We start from the raw sequence: 18448 nt of genomic DNA, 5'->3' as shown, positions 1-18448 counted from the left end.
AAACGTATGTCACTTTGGACATACGCGTTTAGAAATCAAAGATTGAATCTTCATTTGCATCATCATCCTGCATCGGCTTTGATGGAGATTGGATGGGCTGCACTGGAGCCGTGTAAGCTGGTTTCTGTGGAGAAGGGGTAGGCGCATCTTTCATACCATTTGACGCCTGTAAAAGCATCTCGCAGTATGTTTTAATCGCGATCAGATCTTCACGGATACCATTGACATCGGCATCATTTTCTTCAACATTATAAGTAAGCTGTTTCATTTTGCTATTCATCTGTTGAACAAGTTGTTCAATAGGGATATCCTTCATATATGCATACTCCTTTTTCATTAGGAAGGGATTCTTGCTTTAAGTGTACCAGAAACAAAAAGGAAATAAAAAATCAACGTAGGAGGAATTTATTTCATGGAAACATTAAGTGACATTCTAGAATTCAATAAGAAATTTGTTGAGAACAAGGATTATGAACCTTACATAACGTCAGGTCTTCCTGATAAGAGAATGGTGATCCTTTCTTGCATGGATACTCGTTTAGTCGAGCTGCTTCCTCGTGCGATGAACTTAAAGAATGGCGATGTGAAGATGGTTAAGAATGCAGGCGCTTATGTAACAGATCCATTAGATAGCGTTGTTCGCTCCATCCTAATCGGTGTGTACGAACTTCAAGCTGATGCTGTTCTTGTCATCGGTCATCATGACTGCGGCATGGGTAAAGTTGATCCTGCAAAACTTCGCGATAAAATGGCGAGCAACGTTTCAAAAGAAGTGGTTTCAACACTTGAGCATGCAGGCATCGATGTAGAAAATTGGCTTCAAGGTTTTTCAACTGTTCAAGATGGGGTTCGCCAAAGTGTGGAAACGATCAAAAACCACCCTCTGTTGCCAGAAGGAACGCCCGTTCACGGTTTAGTGATCGATCCAAAGACTGGAAAGCTTGATCTTGTAGAAAAATAAGCATTTAAAAAGCTCACTCGATCGAGTGAGCTTTTTCTTATTGCGATGCAAGAAGATCTGCGAACGCCTTCCCATAAGGTGGTAGATCTGGCGGACGTCTTGCGGATACAAGATGGCCATCGACGACAACCGGTTCGTCGATCCATGTTGCTCCTGCATTCTCCATGTCGTCACGGATACCCGGAGTACTCGTCACTTTCTTCCCTTCAAGGATACGTGCAGAAATCAGCACCCATCCTGCGTGACAAATCTGACCAATCGGCTTCTTGTTCTCTTCCATATGCTGCACCATCTTCAACACCTCGGGAAAGCGGCGAATCTTGTCCGGTGCCCATCCTCCCGGTACGAGGATGGCGTCATAATCTGAAGGGTCGATGTCGCTGTATGCATAGTCAGATACAACGGGAACCCCATACTTTCCAATATACTTCTCTCCAGCTTTTTCACCTACATAATGAACAGTTGCACCTTCCTCGATCAATCTGTAGTAAGGATACGTTAGCTCAAGGTCTTCAAATTCATGATGAACGAGACTGATTACTTTTTTATTCGATAAGCGCATGCTTTCACCTCCACCTTAACGATATACCATTTTGTGCTCATTTCAAAACGACGGGTTTCTTGAAACCTTTTGAGGGTATTAAAAACGTAATGTAACCATTCCCTCGGTGTGTATTTTTTCCCATCATTCGAACATACCTTTCAACATATGACTTTGGGATAAACAGCGGCCATAGTAAGGTCTTAAAAATTGGGGAGACTATTTAGTACTAAAGGAGAGATCGTCATGGATGCTGGTCTAATACTTGAATACGCATGGGTGCTTCTTGTCTTGATCGGGCTCGAAGGCATACTTGCAGCAGATAACGCGCTTGTTATGGCAATCATGGTCAAGCATCTTGAACCAAATAAGCGTAAAAAAGCGCTTTTCTATGGTCTAGGCGGTGCCTTCGTTTTCCGCTTTGGTTCACTCTTCATCATTTCCTTCTTAGTTGATATTTGGCAAGTGCAGGCGATCGGTGCACTTTATCTGTTATTCCTTAGCATCAATCACCTCGTGAAGAAATTCTTACTAAGCGATGATAAGAAGAAAACAAAGAAAGAAGATAAACCGAACAACGAAGGGTCAGGATTCTGGACGACGGTACTTAAGGTAGAGCTAGCTGATATTGCGTTTGCAGTCGATTCCATTCTTGCTGCAGTAGCGCTTGCACTCACTCTTCCCACCACAAACTTTCCAAAAGTCGGTGGGTTAGATGGTGCTCAATTTGCAGTTATTCTTACCGGTGGAATTATCGGACTGATCATCATGCGATTCGCAGCAAATTATTTCGTTAAACTTCTCCACCGTAAACCAGGACTTGAAACAGCTGCGTTCATCATCGTAGGTTGGGTCGGTGTAAAGTTAGCGATCTATACGCTCGCTCACCCGAGTCTCGCTATTCTTGAAGAATCCTTCCCGAAAGAACCAGCATGGAAAATCACGTTCTGGGGCGTCCTCGTCGCGATTGCTCTTGGAGGATGGTTCCTCTCTTCTGAGCGTGATGAGAGTGAACGTGAAGACGAAAACGAAGATACCTTAGAAGAAGAAAGTGAAAAAGCGAAAGACTTTTCATAAAAAACAGGTGCCACGCTGGCACCTGTTTCCTGTTTAACTTAAAAACGCTTCTCTAATTTCTTCCATTCTCTTTTTGTTCACGCCCATGTCTGAATAGCCCATACGTGATGCGGAACGAAAGTGCACGGTTTTCGAGGTTTCATCAAGGTAAAATTCAATATCATCAACAAACTTAAAAAGCTTCGATTTTTCTTCAGCTCTTATGTAGTTTGCTTCTTCTTTTACGATTTTCGTACGTTTTCTGTTTTGTAAAATGCTTTTCAGTTTCGCTAGCGCTTCTCCTTCTGTCACGCTGTATGAAAATGATTCCATCTTATTCTTTTCATCTTCGCTCTGAGTTGAAACACAGTTTGGTTTATTCGGACAAGGTGCTAACTTGCCATCTCTTGCACCTAATTGCTCTCCGCTCATCGGTTTCGCCTCCTTTTCTATCGTTCTTCTTTGTTATACCCTTTTACGGCTCGTTATGCACTTATTGTAACCAATTCATCAGCACAACTCTCCATACGATGTTTATTTCTTCAGCAGAGCGTCTATATTACCTATGAATTCAGATATCGAAGGAGGCATTTGACCATGAGTAGACCATTAGTACGAGAATACCAGAACGATGAGAAGCTAAAGGCTGACATTGAAGAGCTAAGCAACATCGGAATTTCAAAGGATGATATCTACGTCCTCTCTCACGACGATGATCGTACAGAGCGCGTTGCAGACGGTGTAGATGCCAATACGATCGATCGAAAAGAAATGGGTCTGAAAAGCCTGAAGAACGTATTCAGTAGAAAAGGCGATGAACTTCGAAACAAGATGGAAGAGATCGGCTTCTCCAAAGAAGAAGCAGAACGATATGAATCAGAAATGGATAAAGGAAAGATCTTTATGTTCGTAACGGATACGGACAAAGTAGCGCAGTGGAAGTAGAGATGAAACGGAGCTTGGCAGGTGCCGGGCTCCTTTTTTTGATTTGTGACAAGCAGATGGGTGCTCACAATAAAAAATATTTATAAAGATATTGGACAGTTAGGGGTCTGCCAACTCCACATTCTGCATATATTTGTATGGCAATAAAAAATTCTTCTTTCAAAGGGAGTGCTGATTATGTTGGATCGTACATTGCTTTTCGTAGCTGCTATGATTGCTGGTTTTGCAATGCTTCGATTATCTGAGGCTGATTCTTTCCTTTCAAGTCTCAACCCGGTATTCGAAGTGGTTGGATACTTAGCGGCGCTGCTATTTGCACTTGTGTTGATCTACAAAGGCATCAGGGCTGTTCTTCCGTCAAAATCGTAAGCGCTTACCTACTCTTGAAAGAAAGAAAAAAAGCGGGGGTTCAAGCCCCCGCTTTTTTCATGCTTATTTAGGTGAGATCATTTCTTCAGGTCGTACGATATCATCGAACTGCTCAGCTGTCAGATGACCACTTTCAAGTGCAGCTTCACGAAGTGTCGTACCATCTTGGTGAGCCTTCTTCGCAATACTCGCTGCATTCTCATATCCGATATGAGGGTTCAATGCCGTAACGAGCATCAATGAGTTCTTTAAGTATTCACCAATCACTTCTTCGTTCGGTTCGATACCGACCGCGCATTTGTCGTTGAAAGACTTCATGCCGTCTGCAAGCAGTCTTGCAGATTGAAGAAAGTTATAGATGATAACGGGTTTGAAAACGTTTAGCTCAAAGTTTCCTTGGCTTGCAGAGAAACCGATCGTCGCATCGTTCCCCATCACTTGAGCTGCTACCATCGTAAGAGCTTCACTTTGTGTTGGATTCACTTTACCAGGCATGATCGAGCTTCCTGGCTCATTTGCTGGAATCGTTACTTCGCCGATGCCACAGCGTGGACCACTCGCTAGCCAGCGCACATCGTTTGCGATCTTCATCAGATCTGCCGCTAGTGCTTTCAGTGAGCCGTGAACATGAACGATTTCGTCATGACTCGTAAGCGCATGGAATTTGTTAAGCGCAGAACTGAACGTGCGATCAGTCATCTTGCTGATTTCTTCTGCAACCATGTCACCGAAATCAGGATGAGCGTTAAGACCCGTACCGACTGCAGTTCCGCCGATCGCAAGTTCCTTCATGTACTTCACGCTTTCAAGAAGCATGTTTTCACACTTCACGAGCATGCGTTGCCAGCCGCTGATTTCCTGTCCAAGCGTAAGAGGCGTTGCATCCTGTAAATGCGTACGACCGATCTTGATGATGTGATCGAAATCTTGCATCTTCTGATAAAGCGTTTCTTTTAATTCGATCAGATTTGGATAAAGGTGATCTTCTACTGCCAAAACAGCTGCTACATGAAGCGCCGTTGGGAATGTATCGTTAGATGATTGTGATTTGTTCACATCGTCGTTCGGGTGAACTATCGCGTCACTACCTTGTTCTTTCAATATTTCATTCGCACGGAATGCGATGACTTCATTCATGTTCATATTCGATTGTGTGCCGCTTCCTGTTTGCCAAACAACTAGCGGGAAGTGCTCGTTATGTTCTCCGTTGATCACTTCGTTTGCAGCTTGTACGATCGCATCGGCTTTCACATCTTCAAGCTTTCCTAGACGCTGATTCGCTAGTGCAGCACCTTTTTTAAGGATAGCGAATGCTTTCACAACCTCGATCGGCATTTGTTCGTTACCGATTTTGAAGTTTTCTTTACTTCGTTGCGTTTGTGCACCCCACATTTTGTCTCTAGGTACTTTTATTTCTCCGATTGTGTCGCGTTCAATTCTATAATCCATTGTGATCCTCCTTTAAGTAAAAGACTAACAAGATTCACTTCCATAAAAAGAAGGCTAAACCTTCTCACTTTTTTATGACGACGCTTTCATCATATCATATTTTTACGAAGGTATCGTTACAATTTACATACATTTGGGAAACCCTAGTTATTGTCCTCCCTATGCCGTAGGAGTACGAATACCGCTTGCTTTCCTGCGGACGAACGCCCGAGCCTCCTCCCGGACAAAAAACGTCCGGTCCGGGGTCTCTGTCGCCCGTTTTTCCGCGGGAGTCAAGCGGTATTCACTCCTACTAGATTGTAATCAACACAGACAAAACTTCCCGACCTCCACATAACGTAATTCTTGCAGAGATTTCAACCATATCACTGAAAACGGCCATCAACACAACCTAAAAAAAGCCGCTCAAAATGAGCGGCTTTTCAAATTACGCGTTCGCAACTTGCTTTTTATCTTGGTCGTCTCGTTTGATTACAAATTGTAGAACGAGTAGTGCGATGAAGAGACCTAGGCCGTAAAGGTCTGTAGATCCTTCAGGGTAGATCAGCATGATACCAGCGGCTACGCCAGCGATACGTTCGATGGCATGCGTTCTTCTGTACCAGTATCCGATCATACCTGCACCGATACTGATCATACCAGTGAGTGATGTGAATAGTACCCACAGAAGTTCTTGCCACGTTGTATCGATCATCATGAGCTCCGGCGATAGCACGAAGATGTATGGAATGATAAACGCGGCGATGGCGAGCTTGGCTGAATTGACCCCTGTTCGGAGCGGCTCACCTCCAGACACCCCCGCTGCAGCAAAGGCCGCAAGTGCTACTGGTGGCGTAATATCAGCTACGATACCAAAGTAGAATACAAACATATGAGCAGATAGTTCAGGCACAGATAGCACGATTAGTGCTGGTGCCGCTATCGTTGAGGTAATAACATAGTTCGCCGTTGTCGGTGACCCCATCCCAAGGATAAGTGATGCGATCATCGTAAAGAACAGCGTGAGCAATATGTTTTCACCAGATAGTGAAACTAGGCTGTTTGCAAGTTTCAACCCAAGTCCTGTTAACGTTACAACACCGACGATCATACCTGCGGCTGCCGTTGCAGCTGCTACACCGAGTGCGGTACGTGCACCGTTTGCTAGGGCGTCGATGAAGTCACCGATTCCCATTCTCGTTTCTTTGTTGATCGCACCAACAACAATCGACGTTAAGATCGCATAAAGAGCGGCTCTTGTAACAGACGTACCTGACATCAAGAAGAAAATAACAGCTGCGATCGGGAGCAGTAGATAGATTTTCATCAATACTTGCTTACGATCTGGCATTTCATCTTCTGTCAGACCACGTAGTCCGATACGCTTCGCTTCAAAGTGGGTCATAATCCAAATTCCCGTAAAATAAAGAGCTGCTGGGATTGCTGCTGCTTTTGCAATTTCCCAGTACGTGATGCCCCCTCCAATGAATTCGACCATTAGGAAGGCTGCGGCACCCATGATCGGTGGCATGAGCTGTCCACCAGTCGAAGCGGCCGCTTCAACACCACCAGCGAATTCCTTTTTGTAACCGAGACGTTTCATCATCGGAATTGTGAAGGAACCTGATGTCACAACGTTCGCAACCGAGCTTCCACTGATCGTTCCCTGTAGTGCACTAGAGAAGATCGCAACTTTTGCAGGTCCACCGACTCTTTTTCCTGCAATCACGAGCGCAAGGTCATTGAAGTACTGCCCCACGCCAGTTTTGACGAGAAAAGCTCCGAATAGGAGGAAGAGGAAGATGAACGTTGCCGAAACGCCTAGTGGCGTTCCGAGTATCCCCTCTGTTGTAAAATACATCGAGCGGATAATACGATCGATGCTCAGTCCTCTATGCTGTAAGAACCCAGGCATATATGGTCCTAAATAAGCATAAAGAAGGAAGATCGATGTAATGATGGTGATTGGCAGTCCCACGACACGTCTCGTTGCCTCAAGGACGAGAACGATTGCTAAAAATCCAACGATTAAATCAAGCGTCGTCAAACGACCAACACGAAAAACAAGTTCTTCGAAATTGAGCGGCCAGTACATACCGACATAAACACCGACGAGCGCAAGCAGTCCATCATACCAGGCTACTTGAAACCTTCTTTTCTTATCCTTAAGACGCTTCTTTGAAGCAGGAAACAATAAGAAGATCAGACCAAGTGCAAAAGCTAAGTGGATGGAACGCTGCAGTTGAGCGGTAAAAACTCCAAATATTGCAGTATACAATTGGAATACAGAGAATCCAACGAGTCCAATAACTGAAATCCACCCTAGAACGCCGGTAAGCGTACGGTGTCCTGCTTCTGGGTCGAATTTCGCCATTAAGTCCCTGGATTGTTCTTCTGTAAATTCTTCGTTTTCTTCACGATCTATTGGTTTATCTTTTTCTTTGTCTTTGTCACTCAAGCAAATTAACTCCTTTCATCCACTTCCACAAACTTATTGTTCCCGATTCCATGTGAAGCCATGAGCCAGGTTCAATAACCTTGCTAAGCTTCACTTCTTGATCTTCCACAAGAAGCGTATGATCTGCTACGACTTTACCCGTACGCAAGTCGATCGATGGAAGTTCACGGTTCATGTCTTTAATTTTGTAACCCTCTTCGTCTTGAATAAACCGCTCTCCTTCACCCGCATTCGCCGGCATTCCAACTGCAAAGTTTTCATAAGAAAGTTCATATTGAACAATCGTGCCGTCCTCTGAAATGTAGTAAGACTCTAAGACGGGTGTGCGGTGTACAGAGTGCGTATAGCGGATATCAAAATCTTCCGGGGTAGAATCGATCGGAACATAAGCTAGAAACTTACCTGTCTTTCCATTCTCAAGACCCATCACGGTAAAAAAGGGGTACGTAAAAACAACCATAATCAGAACGATCGCCAAGCCTGTGTGAAACAGAAACTGTCTGGTTGAGGTTGATAGTATCATTGTAAGAAGACGCAGGCTGCTAGCAGCCTGCGTCCATCACATCCTTTTTTATAGATTATAAAGAAGCTTACTCGCTTTTGACTCCTTTTTCATCAAAATACTTCTTTGCACCTGGGTGAAGATCAATTCCTACACCGTTAAGTGCACTATCAGCTGTGATGAATTCACCTTTAGCATGTGTAATTTTATCTGCGTTGTCGAAAATAGCTTTCGTCATGTTGTAAACATACTCTTCATCAAGGTCAGAACGAGCAACAAGCATTGCAAGTACTGCAACAGTTGTTGTATCTTCTTCAAGTCCATAAGTACCGCTCTTGATTGTGTCTTCTGCATAATAAGGGTACTTCTCGATCAACTTATCGATCATTTCTTGCTCGATCGGTAGTACGTTAACAGGTTTCACTGCAGACAACCCTTCTACTGCACCAGTTGGCGTTCCAGAAGTAATGAATGCTGCATCGATGTTACCATCTTGGATTCCTTCAGTAGACTCATCGAATGCAAGGTGCTGTGCATCGATGTCGTCCATCGTGATGCCATGAACTTCAAGAACTTGCTCAGCGTTTGCATATGTTCCACTTCCAGGTGCTCCAACAGAAACCTTCTTACCTTTAAGATCTTCGATTGAAGCGATTCCACTTTCCTTCAGTGTTACAACTTGAATCGTTTCAGGATAAAGCGTTCCGATAGCTTGTACATTATCAACTTTTCCATCTTCAAACATAAGCTCGCCCTTTGTCGCATAAGCAGCGATGTCTGTTTGAGTGAACGCAACATCTGCATCTCCGCTCTGAAGTGTCTGCATGTTTTCTACAGATGCACCTGAAGACTGTGCGTTAGCACTTTCAATGTCTGTGTTGTCTTGGATAGATGTGGCGATTTCTCCACCAAGCGGGAAGTATGTACCACCAGTACCACCAGTTAGTAGGCTTAATTCTTTAGGCGACCCACTAGCTCCATCGCCACCTCCAGATCCACATGCTCCAAGAATCATGGAGATCGATAATAATGCTACGAACAAACTGAATACTTTTTTCTTCGCCATTCATTTGTCCCCCTTTTGAAATTTTAGACACATTCCAAAAATAATTGTAACATATTTCTTATGATTTTAATACAGTAAGGTGGTACAGAAGCCTTATATTCTACTGTTGTAAAACACTGGAAGCGCTTTATGATAGACTTTTTTGGATTTTACAAAAATTTTATTTCCCAATGTTTTAACTCGGGCTCTTTCTGAAACGTTTTCGAGTTATAAATGAACGTCCACGGCATCGCACAACGTGGTGGAACGACGAGAGATGAATGTGAGAAAGTATGTACAGCCACCAATTCATCTCTCTCATGATAGTGAAGAATTGTGTCATCCAGCTTCCATTCACAATCGTGGCCGTTCAAGACTAGGACGGTTGCAAGAAGTGATCCGCGATGATTGATGGCGATTCGTACTGGTGCGAACGCTACCGTATGTAACTTGATCGGATACTGCTTGTATATTTCATAGAAAAGCATTCGATCTTTCTCGGAAATCGTTCTCTCCCATTTCTCCTCAAACTTCAGCGTCATGATGAGGACTCCTTCTGTAGTGACGTAATTCTTTTTGCTCTAGCATATAGAGATCATCGAGTACATCGTTGAGAGATAGAAGTTCGAAGATGATGATCATCTTATCATCAAAATGATGACGGGAAGTTGATGAGATCGTTCTTGTATCATCGAGCTCATGAAAAAGCTGATCAAGCTTTTCTATTTTCAAAAGGTGTTCTTCCCCGATCTGATTCGTTGGATCATGGAAGGCTTTTGAGATCGAACATCCTGCATCGATGATCGTTTCATAGTCACCTTCATCAAACCCTTTTTTTGTATCGACGAAAAGCATGTTTCCAAGGTGATAGAGGATTTTCTGCATATATTCGAGCTTCTTCAGGATGACGGAAAAACTTCTCACTTCCTGCATGCTATGGCGGCGATACTTCCATTCTTCCCTTTGGTATTCAATCAATTGATACGTTCGCTGAAGTTCGCGGCTCACGCGTTGGTACACCATGTTTTGCTTTCGTGCGTGTGGAAGGTCTTTCATAATTTGATCAAGAAGATCGCCGGCACTGTGATACAGCCCTTCAACGCTCTGGTTGATCATCGAGTGAAATTTTGGAGGCATAACAAAATAGTTTACCGCAGTGGATACGACAATCCCGATCAACGTTGTACTGAGTCTCAGTACGAAGGTCGTCATATGATCCCCCGTCGCATCTGGAATCATCGCAACGGCGGTCAGTGTTGCGACGAGCATGCCCGAATCGAGATGTAGTTTGTGACATGCGATAAGTGTAAGTGTTGCTGCTAGTGCATAAGTAAAAGGAGATTGGTGGAGGAACGACTCAAAGATCATCGCAAAGCCTGCGCCGATCGCCGCTGCTGGAAATCGTACGATTCCTTTTTTTATCGAGTCAGAAGCGGTGGGCTCAACCGTTACAATCGCTGTGATAACAGCAAAAAGAACAGGCAATCCAAGCGCATCGCAAATCCAAGCAGTAATGAACGCGGCAAGGCCGGTTTTTAAAATTCGGCCTCCTACAAATTTGAATAATTTCTGTTTTAGATCCATCGTTAATCAGTCCATTTCTGTCCTTTCATTATATCTTACATAAGAGTTTACATAAACATCGCTTGGGCTTACTGTTACCTTATACTGTGTGAAAAGGAGAAACGTGATGACGCTATATATTGGCATCGACCTATCTGGTCCCTCTAATACGAAAGACACATCGATTAGTATCTTTTCAGGTGATGAAAATAGAATTTGCTTCAACGAATTGATAGAAGGAGCCTCTGATGAGGAAATATACAAACGGTTTAGTAGTGAAAAGAAGCACATGGTGATCGGAATAGACGCCCCGCTCTCCTATCAACCCGGAGGAGGAGATCGCCCTGGTGACCGAGCACTTAGAAACCGCATTAAAGAAGCTGGTATGAAGAGTGGGTCGATCATGACACCTACGATGACCCGAATGGTCTACCTCACGTTGAGAGGAGTTGCTCTATCAAGGGGACTTGCTGCTTTAAACTCTATTATCGTAGAGGTTCATCCAGGAGCAGCAGTTGGCCTTAGGATGCTAGATAAAGACGCTGTACTCACCTATAAAACGGACATCACTTCAAGGAAAAGAATTAAATCGTTCTTAGAACGTGAAGGTGTGCTCGCTATTTCGGAAAAAGCGCTTGAATCAACGCATTCGTTCGACGCTTGTCTTGCGGCTTATGCGGCATGGAAGTGGAACAACGGAAAATCTTCCTTCATATTCCCATCTGATCCCCCGATTCATCCATTCGAGATTGGATGCTAGCGTTAACAAACTCGTAAACTATTTTTCTATGTATAAAACGTTTCCTTCTGGACAAACTAGCAATTAAGGTAAGTCATTTAGAGGAGGAAGTATGATGAAAAAGGAAGCTGTGTTCACGATTGCACCTTTTGAGACGTATTTAGAAAAGACCCAGCATGGAACCGAAGTGTATTATGAGTATGAGAAGTATGAACTGCTTTCAGGAAATCATAACGGCGAAGAAACGTATTTTATGATCGACTACCACACTGGATTAACGTATCACGTAGACAAAAATTCGGCCGAGAGGTTTCTTGCTTTGTATGAATCCGGAAACGTACAGGCATTACTAGAGGAAATGGTTTCGCGGATCACACCGAGTACGACACATACTTACAGCTAAAAGCCCTATAGCAGGGCTTTTTGTATGTTGCAAAAAACGCTGCGCTTAGTTGCGCAGCGTTTCCTGAAACACTTTAGGAACGATGTCTCGGAAGACCATGTATATCAAACTAATGAAAAACGCTGTGATTGCCATTGCAAACGAAGGAAACACATCCCATTCTCTGTCCATGCCCCAACCGCTGAGCATCGCTCCTGAAAACGTTCCGATCATATAGCAAAACGGAATCCACCATTTCATTTTGATATCACCTCATAGGTGATATACCCGCATCCGACAAAAATTGAACCTCAATCAGAGCATTCCTTCGACATCTTTCTTCAATTCTTGTGGCTCTGTTTCTGGGGAATACCGTTTAACAACGTTTCCACTCTTATCGACAAGAAACTTTGAGAAATTCCAAGGAATGTCGCCGTGTTCGACCTCAGGTGCCTCGTGCACTAAATACTTGTACAGCGGGTGAGCATCGTCACCGTTCACATCGATTTTTGAGAACATAGGGAAATCAACGCCATAGTTAAGCGAGCAAAACGATTGGATCTCTTTTTCAGAACCAGGTTCTTGACTACCAAACTGATTACATGGAAAACCTAGAATTTCAAAAGGTTGTCCTTCTAATGATCGATAGAGCTCTTGAAGGCCTTCATACTGAGGTGTTAAGCCGCATTTACTAGCCGTATTTACAATGAGAAGAACCTTCCCTTCATATTCTGATAGCTGAACATCGTTACCTTCGATCGTTTTTACCGTAAATGAATGTACAGTCATCTTACCCCTCCTATTGGTTTCCCTCTACACATACCATAAATTTGAGAGATTCACCAACGATCAGCGTGCTCTTGCAATAATTCCGTTATGAACTTTGATATAGCCGTTCCTTAACATCTCGAATCCATTTTCGTAAGCGTATAGTCCCATCTGACGAATGTCCATCAATTCACGATACGTGTGGTTCATAATATCCGCCATAATGTGATAGTAGATTCTCGATTTCACTTGATTTCGTGGAGTCGTCATGATGACATAGCCGCTTGGCTTCACAAATTTCCTATGCCATTCTAAGATGTCCGGCTTAAATTCGTCAGGAACGTGCTCTAGTAATCCAACACTTAACACAATATCAAACTCGTTTTGAAAATCGAGGTCACGAATATCTTTTACTAGATACGTAATGTTCATCTCGTCTTTGTACCAGACTTTCGTTGCGCCTGTTTGTGGATTCGTTCCAAGAAAAGGGTACGTGTTTGGAAATTTGCCGAAACGATCGGTTTTACAAAACGCATCATAATCCACCATCACGACTTCTCCTCCAGGATACATCGCATGAAGCTGCATCGCTTCGTACCCTTCAGCTGCCCCTAGAAATAGAATCCGCGGTTTTGACACATCCAATCCTTCAAACAACGCCCGCTTTCCTCTTGGATCCCAGATGCCGTCTTCGATTCGATGAACGTAATTCCATAGTGATAGTCGAATCATCTCGCCGAGCCCGTGCTTTACATCCTGCATTCGAAAACCTTTGAAACTATCTTTCAATTCGGCTTTGAGCCTGTACTGTTCTGCAGGGACATCTTGCATGAACAAACTGTGGAAGGAACGGTTAAAATGCTCCCAGGAGGTTTTAACAGGCATCGTCGTATCGTTTCTGTGTTCCCACTCCACACGATCCTTTGCAAGCTTCTTAACTTCGAACGGCCTTCCTACTTCTTTCCAGGACAGCTGTGACCAGTCGCTCACACCGGCATTGTGAAAGAGATCGCGTTTTTCATCACTACCTCTTCTGAGGTCAACACGATAATGTGGCAAAAGCGCAGTGTACTCAAGGTCCTGTTCCGTAAACGGATGTTCCCTCGTTACAGAAGCGATTTCCAAAACTGTCACTCCTCTTTTTTTATGACTCTTTTCTAAAAGATTGTTGCAATAGAGAACCACACTTAGTTGATGGGAGCACAAATCAACCACTCCTCTTATAGCAGCAAAGTTTACGAAAAGAGCCATTTTTATTTATCATCTCACGGAGTTTCACTCGCTTCAACTATTATTCTGAATAATCAGACGTTTAAAACTGATTATTTTTGATCAAGAGGTGCTATAATTATAGTGATTAATTTTACAGGAGTTGGAAAGATGAACGTTGTTGTTAGTACGCTGAACGCCAAATATATTCATACATGTCTTGCTCTACGCTACCTGAAAGCTTCTGCCGCACCGGAATTCGTTGTAAAGATGGCTGAGTATACGATCAAAGACCCCGTTATGAATATTGTTAGTGACCTTCACTCCATGAAGCCCGATGTCCTCGGGTTCAGCTGTTATATATGGAATATTGAAGAAACGCTCCCAGTTATCGAGATGCTGAAAAAAGTGAACCCTTCTCTTAAGATCGTACTTGGCGGTCCTGAAGTTTCGTATGATGTATACCATTGGCTCGATCGGATCCCTGAGGTGGATTACATCGTCATGGGAGAAGGGGAAGCTACGTTTAAAGAGCTTCTAAAGCGTATTGAAGCTGGTGAGTCAGTGGACGACGTGAAAGGCATCGCTTTTCGAAAAGATGGAAAGAATCATATCAATCCTCCTGCTGTGAAGCTTTCGTTAAGTGATATCCCTTCCCCTTTTCGCTTTGAAGAGGACCGCGCAGAATTAGGACGGCGTGTAACGTATGTAGAGACGAGTCGAGGGTGCCCTTATTCCTGTCAGTTTTGCTTGTCCTCCATCGAAGTGGGTGTTCGGTATTTTCCAGTCGAGCGCATGAAAGATGAACTTCTTTACTTGATGGATAACGGAGCAAAAACGATTAAGTTTGTTGACAGAACGTTTAACATCCGAAGAAATTACGCGATCGATCTGTTTCAATTCCTTATCGACCATCACCGACCTGGGTGCGTTTTTCAGTTTGAAATTACGGCAGACATCATGCGACCTGAAGTGTTGGAATTTCTTAACCGTGAAGCACCTCCTGGCCTGTTTCGTTTTGAAATTGGCATTCAATCTACGAACGATGCGACGAATGAGCTCGTGATGCGAAAGCAAAACTTCGAAAAGCTTGCGAGAACCATTACGATGGTCAAAGACGGCGGAAAGATCGATCAACACCTGGATTTGATCGCTGGACTCCCTGAGGAAGATTACAACTCGTTTCGTAAAACGTTCAACGATGTCTTTGCATTTCGACCAGAAGAACTCCAGCTTGGTTTTCTAAAGATGTTAAGAGGCACCGGGGTTCGGATTAATGCAGCAAACCATGGTTACCTCTACATGGACCACTCTCCGTATGAAATACTAGGAAACAATGTGCTGTCCTTTGATGACATCATCCGAATTAAGCAGGTTGAAGATGTGTTAGAAAAGTATTGGAATGATCATCGCATGGATCGTACGATCGAGTACCTTGTCACAGAGGTTTTCAATTCTCCGTTCGACTTTTTCCAGGAGTTTGGAAGCTACTGGGAAGAAAACGGATGGTCTCGGATCGGTCATCAGCTTGAAGATCTGTTTAAAAGACTTGCGACTTTCCTTAGGATGCGATCACCTGAACAGATCGATCAGATCATTGCTCTTATGAAGATCGATTACTTAACGAACGCTAAAACGAAACCGCGAACGGTTTGGTGGGAAAATCGTCTTGAGAAAGCAACTCAGCTATCTCTTCTTCATACACTTGCAGATACGCCTCAGTTACTTGGGGAAAGGTTCAAATCGTTAAGTCTTACACAGAGAGAACTTCAAAAGCATACGATCGTCGACACGATGATAATTAACGGTGAGAAGGAGCTTCTTGTTGTTTACTATGATCCGAAAGCCTCAAGAAGTGAACTCTTTCAGTCATCTCTTCCAGCTCAGCACTCTGTTTCATAAAAGAAACTGGCATTTCGTACGTTACGAAATGCTTTTTTTGTTGCCGTTCTGTCGACATTCTTCGAGCATATGTGAGTGGTGCCTGTCACCTGGCATTTAAAGGATTATGTTGTTAGGGGACGAATTAATTAAGTAAACCTTGTCGGGGCTCAGTCCGACACGATGGAGGGATAAGATGTCACTAGTAGATTTGGATGCCGTTTCCCTGTCAAAGAAGATTGCAAGTAGAGAAGTTTCGTCTTCTCAAGTTGTCAAAACGTATATCGACCAGCTTAAATCGATCAATCCTACTCTAAACTGTCTGGTTGAAGACCGTTTTGATAAGGCGCTCGAAGAAGCCAAACTTGCAGACTATACTCTTGCAACTAAAAAGGCAGAAGGTCGTTTGTTCGGTGTTCCGATCAGTGTGAAGGAATGCTTTCACGTGGAGGGGATGTACACAACCGGAGGACTTAGCTATCGTACAACACATCGTGAAAAGCAAGATGCCCACGTTGTGAAACGCTTAAAGGACGAGGGTGCGATCATTTTGGGTAAATCGAATACGCCGCAGCTTTGTTTTTGTCAGGAGACGGATAATAAACACTATGGAAGGACAAACAATCCCTGGGACATCTCTCGAACGGCTGGTGGATCAAGTGGTGGCGAGGCAAGCTTGATCGCTGCAGGAGGTGCAGCTGTTGGAATCGGATCAGATATCGGAGGATCAATTCGGATACCTGCTCATTTTAATGGTGTCATAGGGTTCAAGTCTGGTAATCGCCAAGTATCCCACGAAGGAACCTTTCCTTTCGTTCACATTCGTGAACAGGAGCGGATGCTTGGGATTGGGGCGATAAGTAAATCCGTTAGAGATGCACGATTGATCAACCAGATCATCACAGATGAACATTCGGAAACATCTTGCTTGGATGAATTTAAACTCGTTTTCCCAACTCCTCATCACCGTATTCCGATTAACCGTGAGACGTTTCAGCTTCTCTCGAGTATTCGTGATACATTTACAGAAGAAATCGACACCGAGCAGAATAACCCTCCATTCTTTAATGAAGCAGCACTTCTTTGGCAACAGATCATGTCGATCGACGGTGGCGCATCTCTTGCTAAACTTATGAGTGAAGATGGAAGCGCCGTACCGATTGCAGAATACATGAAGGAGAAGTTTTTCAAAACCTCTTCTGTTCATTCCTACTTATCGTGGGCATTAATCGGAGCAAAACTCTTTAAGCCGAATCGAAAACAGACGGACAACATCATCATGATGATCACCCGTGGTGAGGATCTCATTCAAGAGTATTTAGATAGACGCATACTAGTATTGCCGGTCTATCATACACCTGCTCCGCTGCATGGTGAACTATACCAAGAAATCTTCTCGATCAGAAGAACATTCTTAAACTATATGCCCTACGTTGCATACGCAAACGTATGGGGACTCCCCTCGCTCGTGGTCCCGATCGGAACGAGTAAAGAAGAAGGTTTACCAATCGGTGTTCAGCTTGTTAGTCGAAATGGAAACGAAGAAGCACTTTTTCAAATGGGAGAGAAACTTGAAGAGAAGTTTGGAGGATACAGAAGGTGTGATGCGTTCGATCAGCATTTGAATGAAGAAGCTGAAGCAGAACTCGTTTAATAGCTTACTAAGAGAGAGAAGGAATACTGTTGTCTACTTCCCAACAAAAAAAGTCGTATGTGGCGATCGCAATTGCGGTTGCTTTTATTTCAACATCAGCGGTTATGGTTAAGCTAACGTCCGCTCCTGCCTCGATCATCGCGATGTACCGCCTGATCTTTGCGACTTGCTTGATGGTGCCCCTCGTAATCTTCCGGTACCGAGGCGATTTCAAACGAGTTAGCAAAAGAGACTGGGGTTTTGGAACCCTTGCAGGCATTAGCCTCGCTTTTCATTTTATACTTTGGTTCGAGTCACTCAACTACACTTCCGTTGCAAGTTCTGTTGTACTCGTAACGCTTCAGCCATTATTTGCTTTTATCGGTACTTATCTATTTTTTAAAGAAAAACTATCTTGGCCTGCAATAGTTGGTGGAATGACCGCCATTGCAGGTTCTATTGTGATTAGCTGGGGAGATTTCAGAGTGAGCGGCATCGCCCTTTTCGGCGACATGCTTGCCCTCACTGCTTGTGCGATGGTGACGGGTTATTTGTTATTCGGTCAAAACGTTCGGAAACGACTCGACCTTATCCCTTATACATTCATCGTATATGGAATCGCGGCGATCACACTCATCCTCTATAATGCTGTACTCACGTACCCCTTCATCGGTTACGCAGGATCAGATTGGATGATGTTTGTTCTTTTAGCGGTCTTTCCTACTTTACTAGGACATTCACTATTAAACTGGTCAGTGAAATGGGTCAGTGTTAACGTTATCGCCATGAGCATTCTATTTGAGCCCATCGGAGCTAGCATTCTTGCATATCTCCTGCTCGGCGAGACACTGCACCTCTTGCAGTGGGTAGGAGGCGGGATCATTTTGACTGGACTCTTCATATTCACGAGAACGTATCAGCGAGAGGTCCTATATGATGAGCACACAGTTCGACAGAGTTCAACATAA

Annotated in this window: 21 protein-coding genes; 9 read left to right on the top strand and 12 right to left on the bottom strand. The window is 43.8% G+C overall.

Annotation, left to right across the window (positions count from 1 at the left end; translation table 11 throughout):
- Positions 1 to 28 precede the first annotated feature (28 nt).
- Positions 29 to 316 carry a DUF5327 family protein gene (locus ACXAEY_RS01090; protein WP_474809872.1) on the bottom strand — a complete coding sequence of 96 codons (288 nt, stop codon included), beginning with the start codon at positions 314 to 316 and terminating at the stop codon, positions 29 to 31.
- Positions 317 to 412: 96 nt separating this feature from the next.
- On the opposite strand from ACXAEY_RS01090, the gene ACXAEY_RS01085 reads away from it, so the two are divergent.
- Positions 413 to 961, top strand: coding sequence for a beta-class carbonic anhydrase (locus ACXAEY_RS01085; protein WP_270180492.1), 549 nt, complete (start codon positions 413 to 415; stop codon positions 959 to 961).
- 37 nt (positions 962 to 998) lie between these two features.
- Here the strand turns inward: ACXAEY_RS01085 and ACXAEY_RS01080 are convergent, their stop codons facing one another.
- Complete coding sequence (locus ACXAEY_RS01080) at positions 999 to 1523, bottom strand: type 1 glutamine amidotransferase domain-containing protein (protein ID WP_474809869.1); 525 nt, start codon at positions 1521 to 1523, stop codon at positions 999 to 1001.
- 225 nt (positions 1524 to 1748) lie between these two features.
- On the opposite strand from ACXAEY_RS01080, the gene ACXAEY_RS01075 reads away from it, so the two are divergent.
- A complete protein-coding gene (locus ACXAEY_RS01075) occupies positions 1749 to 2579 on the top strand; it encodes a TerC family protein (RefSeq protein ID WP_270180494.1) in 831 nt (276 codons plus the stop codon).
- 33 nt (positions 2580 to 2612) lie between these two features.
- Here ACXAEY_RS01075 and ACXAEY_RS01070 read toward each other — a convergent pair whose 3' ends face one another.
- Entirely contained in the window at positions 2613 to 2990 is a 378-nt protein-coding gene (locus ACXAEY_RS01070) for a DUF1499 domain-containing protein (protein WP_270180495.1), read from the bottom strand.
- Between the two features lie 165 nt (positions 2991 to 3155).
- Between ACXAEY_RS01070 and ACXAEY_RS01065 the strand changes: the two genes are divergently transcribed.
- Positions 3156 to 3503: a YflT domain-containing protein gene (locus ACXAEY_RS01065; protein WP_474809867.1), complete on the top strand. Its 348-nt coding sequence runs from the start codon at positions 3156 to 3158 to the stop codon at positions 3501 to 3503.
- 177 nt (positions 3504 to 3680) lie between these two features.
- Positions 3681 to 3872: a hypothetical protein gene (locus ACXAEY_RS01060; protein WP_224884125.1), complete on the top strand. Its 192-nt coding sequence runs from the start codon at positions 3681 to 3683 to the stop codon at positions 3870 to 3872.
- A 63-nt stretch (positions 3873 to 3935) separates the two neighbouring features.
- On the opposite strand, the gene fumC is transcribed toward ACXAEY_RS01060, so the two are convergent.
- From fumC to ACXAEY_RS01030, 6 genes are all read right to left on the bottom strand, one after another.
- Entirely contained in the window at positions 3936 to 5321 is a 1386-nt protein-coding gene (gene fumC / locus ACXAEY_RS01055; protein WP_474809866.1) for a class II fumarate hydratase, read from the bottom strand.
- A gap of 427 nt (positions 5322 to 5748) precedes the next feature.
- Entirely contained in the window at positions 5749 to 7674 is a 1926-nt protein-coding gene (locus tag ACXAEY_RS01050; protein ID WP_474814697.1) for a TRAP transporter permease, read from the bottom strand.
- Positions 7675 to 7750: 76 nt separating this feature from the next.
- On the bottom strand, positions 7751 to 8218 hold the full coding sequence (locus ACXAEY_RS01045) for a DUF1850 domain-containing protein (protein ID WP_474809864.1): 468 nt from the start codon (positions 8216 to 8218) through the stop codon (positions 7751 to 7753).
- Positions 8219 to 8348: 130 nt separating this feature from the next.
- Positions 8349 to 9326: a TAXI family TRAP transporter solute-binding subunit gene (locus ACXAEY_RS01040; RefSeq protein ID WP_270180499.1), complete on the bottom strand. Its 978-nt coding sequence runs from the start codon at positions 9324 to 9326 to the stop codon at positions 8349 to 8351.
- A 149-nt stretch (positions 9327 to 9475) separates the two neighbouring features.
- The gene (locus ACXAEY_RS01035; protein WP_474809862.1) at positions 9476 to 9847 is read right to left on the bottom strand and encodes an SLAP domain-containing protein; all 372 of its coding nucleotides are present in this window, start codon (positions 9845 to 9847) and stop codon (positions 9476 to 9478) included.
- A complete protein-coding gene (locus ACXAEY_RS01030) occupies positions 9831 to 10889 on the bottom strand; it encodes an FUSC family protein (protein ID WP_474809860.1) in 1059 nt (352 codons plus the stop codon). Before ACXAEY_RS01030 ends, ACXAEY_RS01035 begins: the two co-directional genes overlap by 17 nt.
- A 106-nt stretch (positions 10890 to 10995) precedes the next feature.
- Here ACXAEY_RS01030 and ACXAEY_RS01025 point away from each other — a divergent pair, with 106 nt between their 5' ends.
- Positions 10996 to 11628 carry a DUF429 domain-containing protein gene (locus ACXAEY_RS01025; protein WP_474809858.1) on the top strand — a complete coding sequence of 211 codons (633 nt, stop codon included), beginning with the start codon at positions 10996 to 10998 and terminating at the stop codon, positions 11626 to 11628.
- Between the two features lie 94 nt (positions 11629 to 11722).
- On the top strand, positions 11723 to 12010 hold the full coding sequence (locus ACXAEY_RS01020; protein ID WP_474809856.1) for a hypothetical protein: 288 nt from the start codon (positions 11723 to 11725) through the stop codon (positions 12008 to 12010).
- Positions 12011 to 12055: 45 nt separating this feature from the next.
- Here ACXAEY_RS01020 and ACXAEY_RS01015 read toward each other — a convergent pair whose 3' ends face one another.
- The 3 genes from ACXAEY_RS01015 to ACXAEY_RS01005 are packed head-to-tail and all read right to left on the bottom strand — an operon-like array spanning position 12056 to position 13882.
- The gene (locus ACXAEY_RS01015) at positions 12056 to 12250 is read right to left on the bottom strand and encodes a hypothetical protein (RefSeq protein ID WP_474809855.1); all 195 of its coding nucleotides are present in this window, start codon (positions 12248 to 12250) and stop codon (positions 12056 to 12058) included.
- 54 nt (positions 12251 to 12304) lie between these two features.
- Positions 12305 to 12778: a glutathione peroxidase gene (locus tag ACXAEY_RS01010; protein WP_474809854.1), complete on the bottom strand. Its 474-nt coding sequence runs from the start codon at positions 12776 to 12778 to the stop codon at positions 12305 to 12307.
- A 60-nt stretch (positions 12779 to 12838) separates the two neighbouring features.
- Positions 12839 to 13882, bottom strand: a complete 1044-nt coding sequence (locus tag ACXAEY_RS01005; protein ID WP_474809852.1) for a class I SAM-dependent methyltransferase — start codon at positions 13880 to 13882, stop codon at positions 12839 to 12841.
- Between the two features lie 255 nt (positions 13883 to 14137).
- Between ACXAEY_RS01005 and ACXAEY_RS01000 the strand changes: the two genes are divergently transcribed.
- From ACXAEY_RS01000 to ACXAEY_RS00990, 3 genes are all read left to right on the top strand, one after another.
- The gene (locus ACXAEY_RS01000) at positions 14138 to 15868 is read left to right on the top strand and encodes a B12-binding domain-containing radical SAM protein (RefSeq protein ID WP_474809850.1); all 1731 of its coding nucleotides are present in this window, start codon (positions 14138 to 14140) and stop codon (positions 15866 to 15868) included.
- 175 nt (positions 15869 to 16043) lie between these two features.
- Complete coding sequence (locus ACXAEY_RS00995; RefSeq protein WP_474809848.1) at positions 16044 to 17501, top strand: amidase; 1458 nt, start codon at positions 16044 to 16046, stop codon at positions 17499 to 17501.
- Between the two features lie 29 nt (positions 17502 to 17530).
- Entirely contained in the window at positions 17531 to 18448 is a 918-nt protein-coding gene (locus tag ACXAEY_RS00990; protein WP_474809847.1) for a DMT family transporter, read from the top strand.

The sequence above is a fragment of the Anaerobacillus sp. ABA4_114 genome, assembly GCF_056159065.1.
The sequence above is the reverse complement of the archived record's forward strand: the minus strand, read 5'-3'. Positions and strand labels throughout refer to the sequence as shown.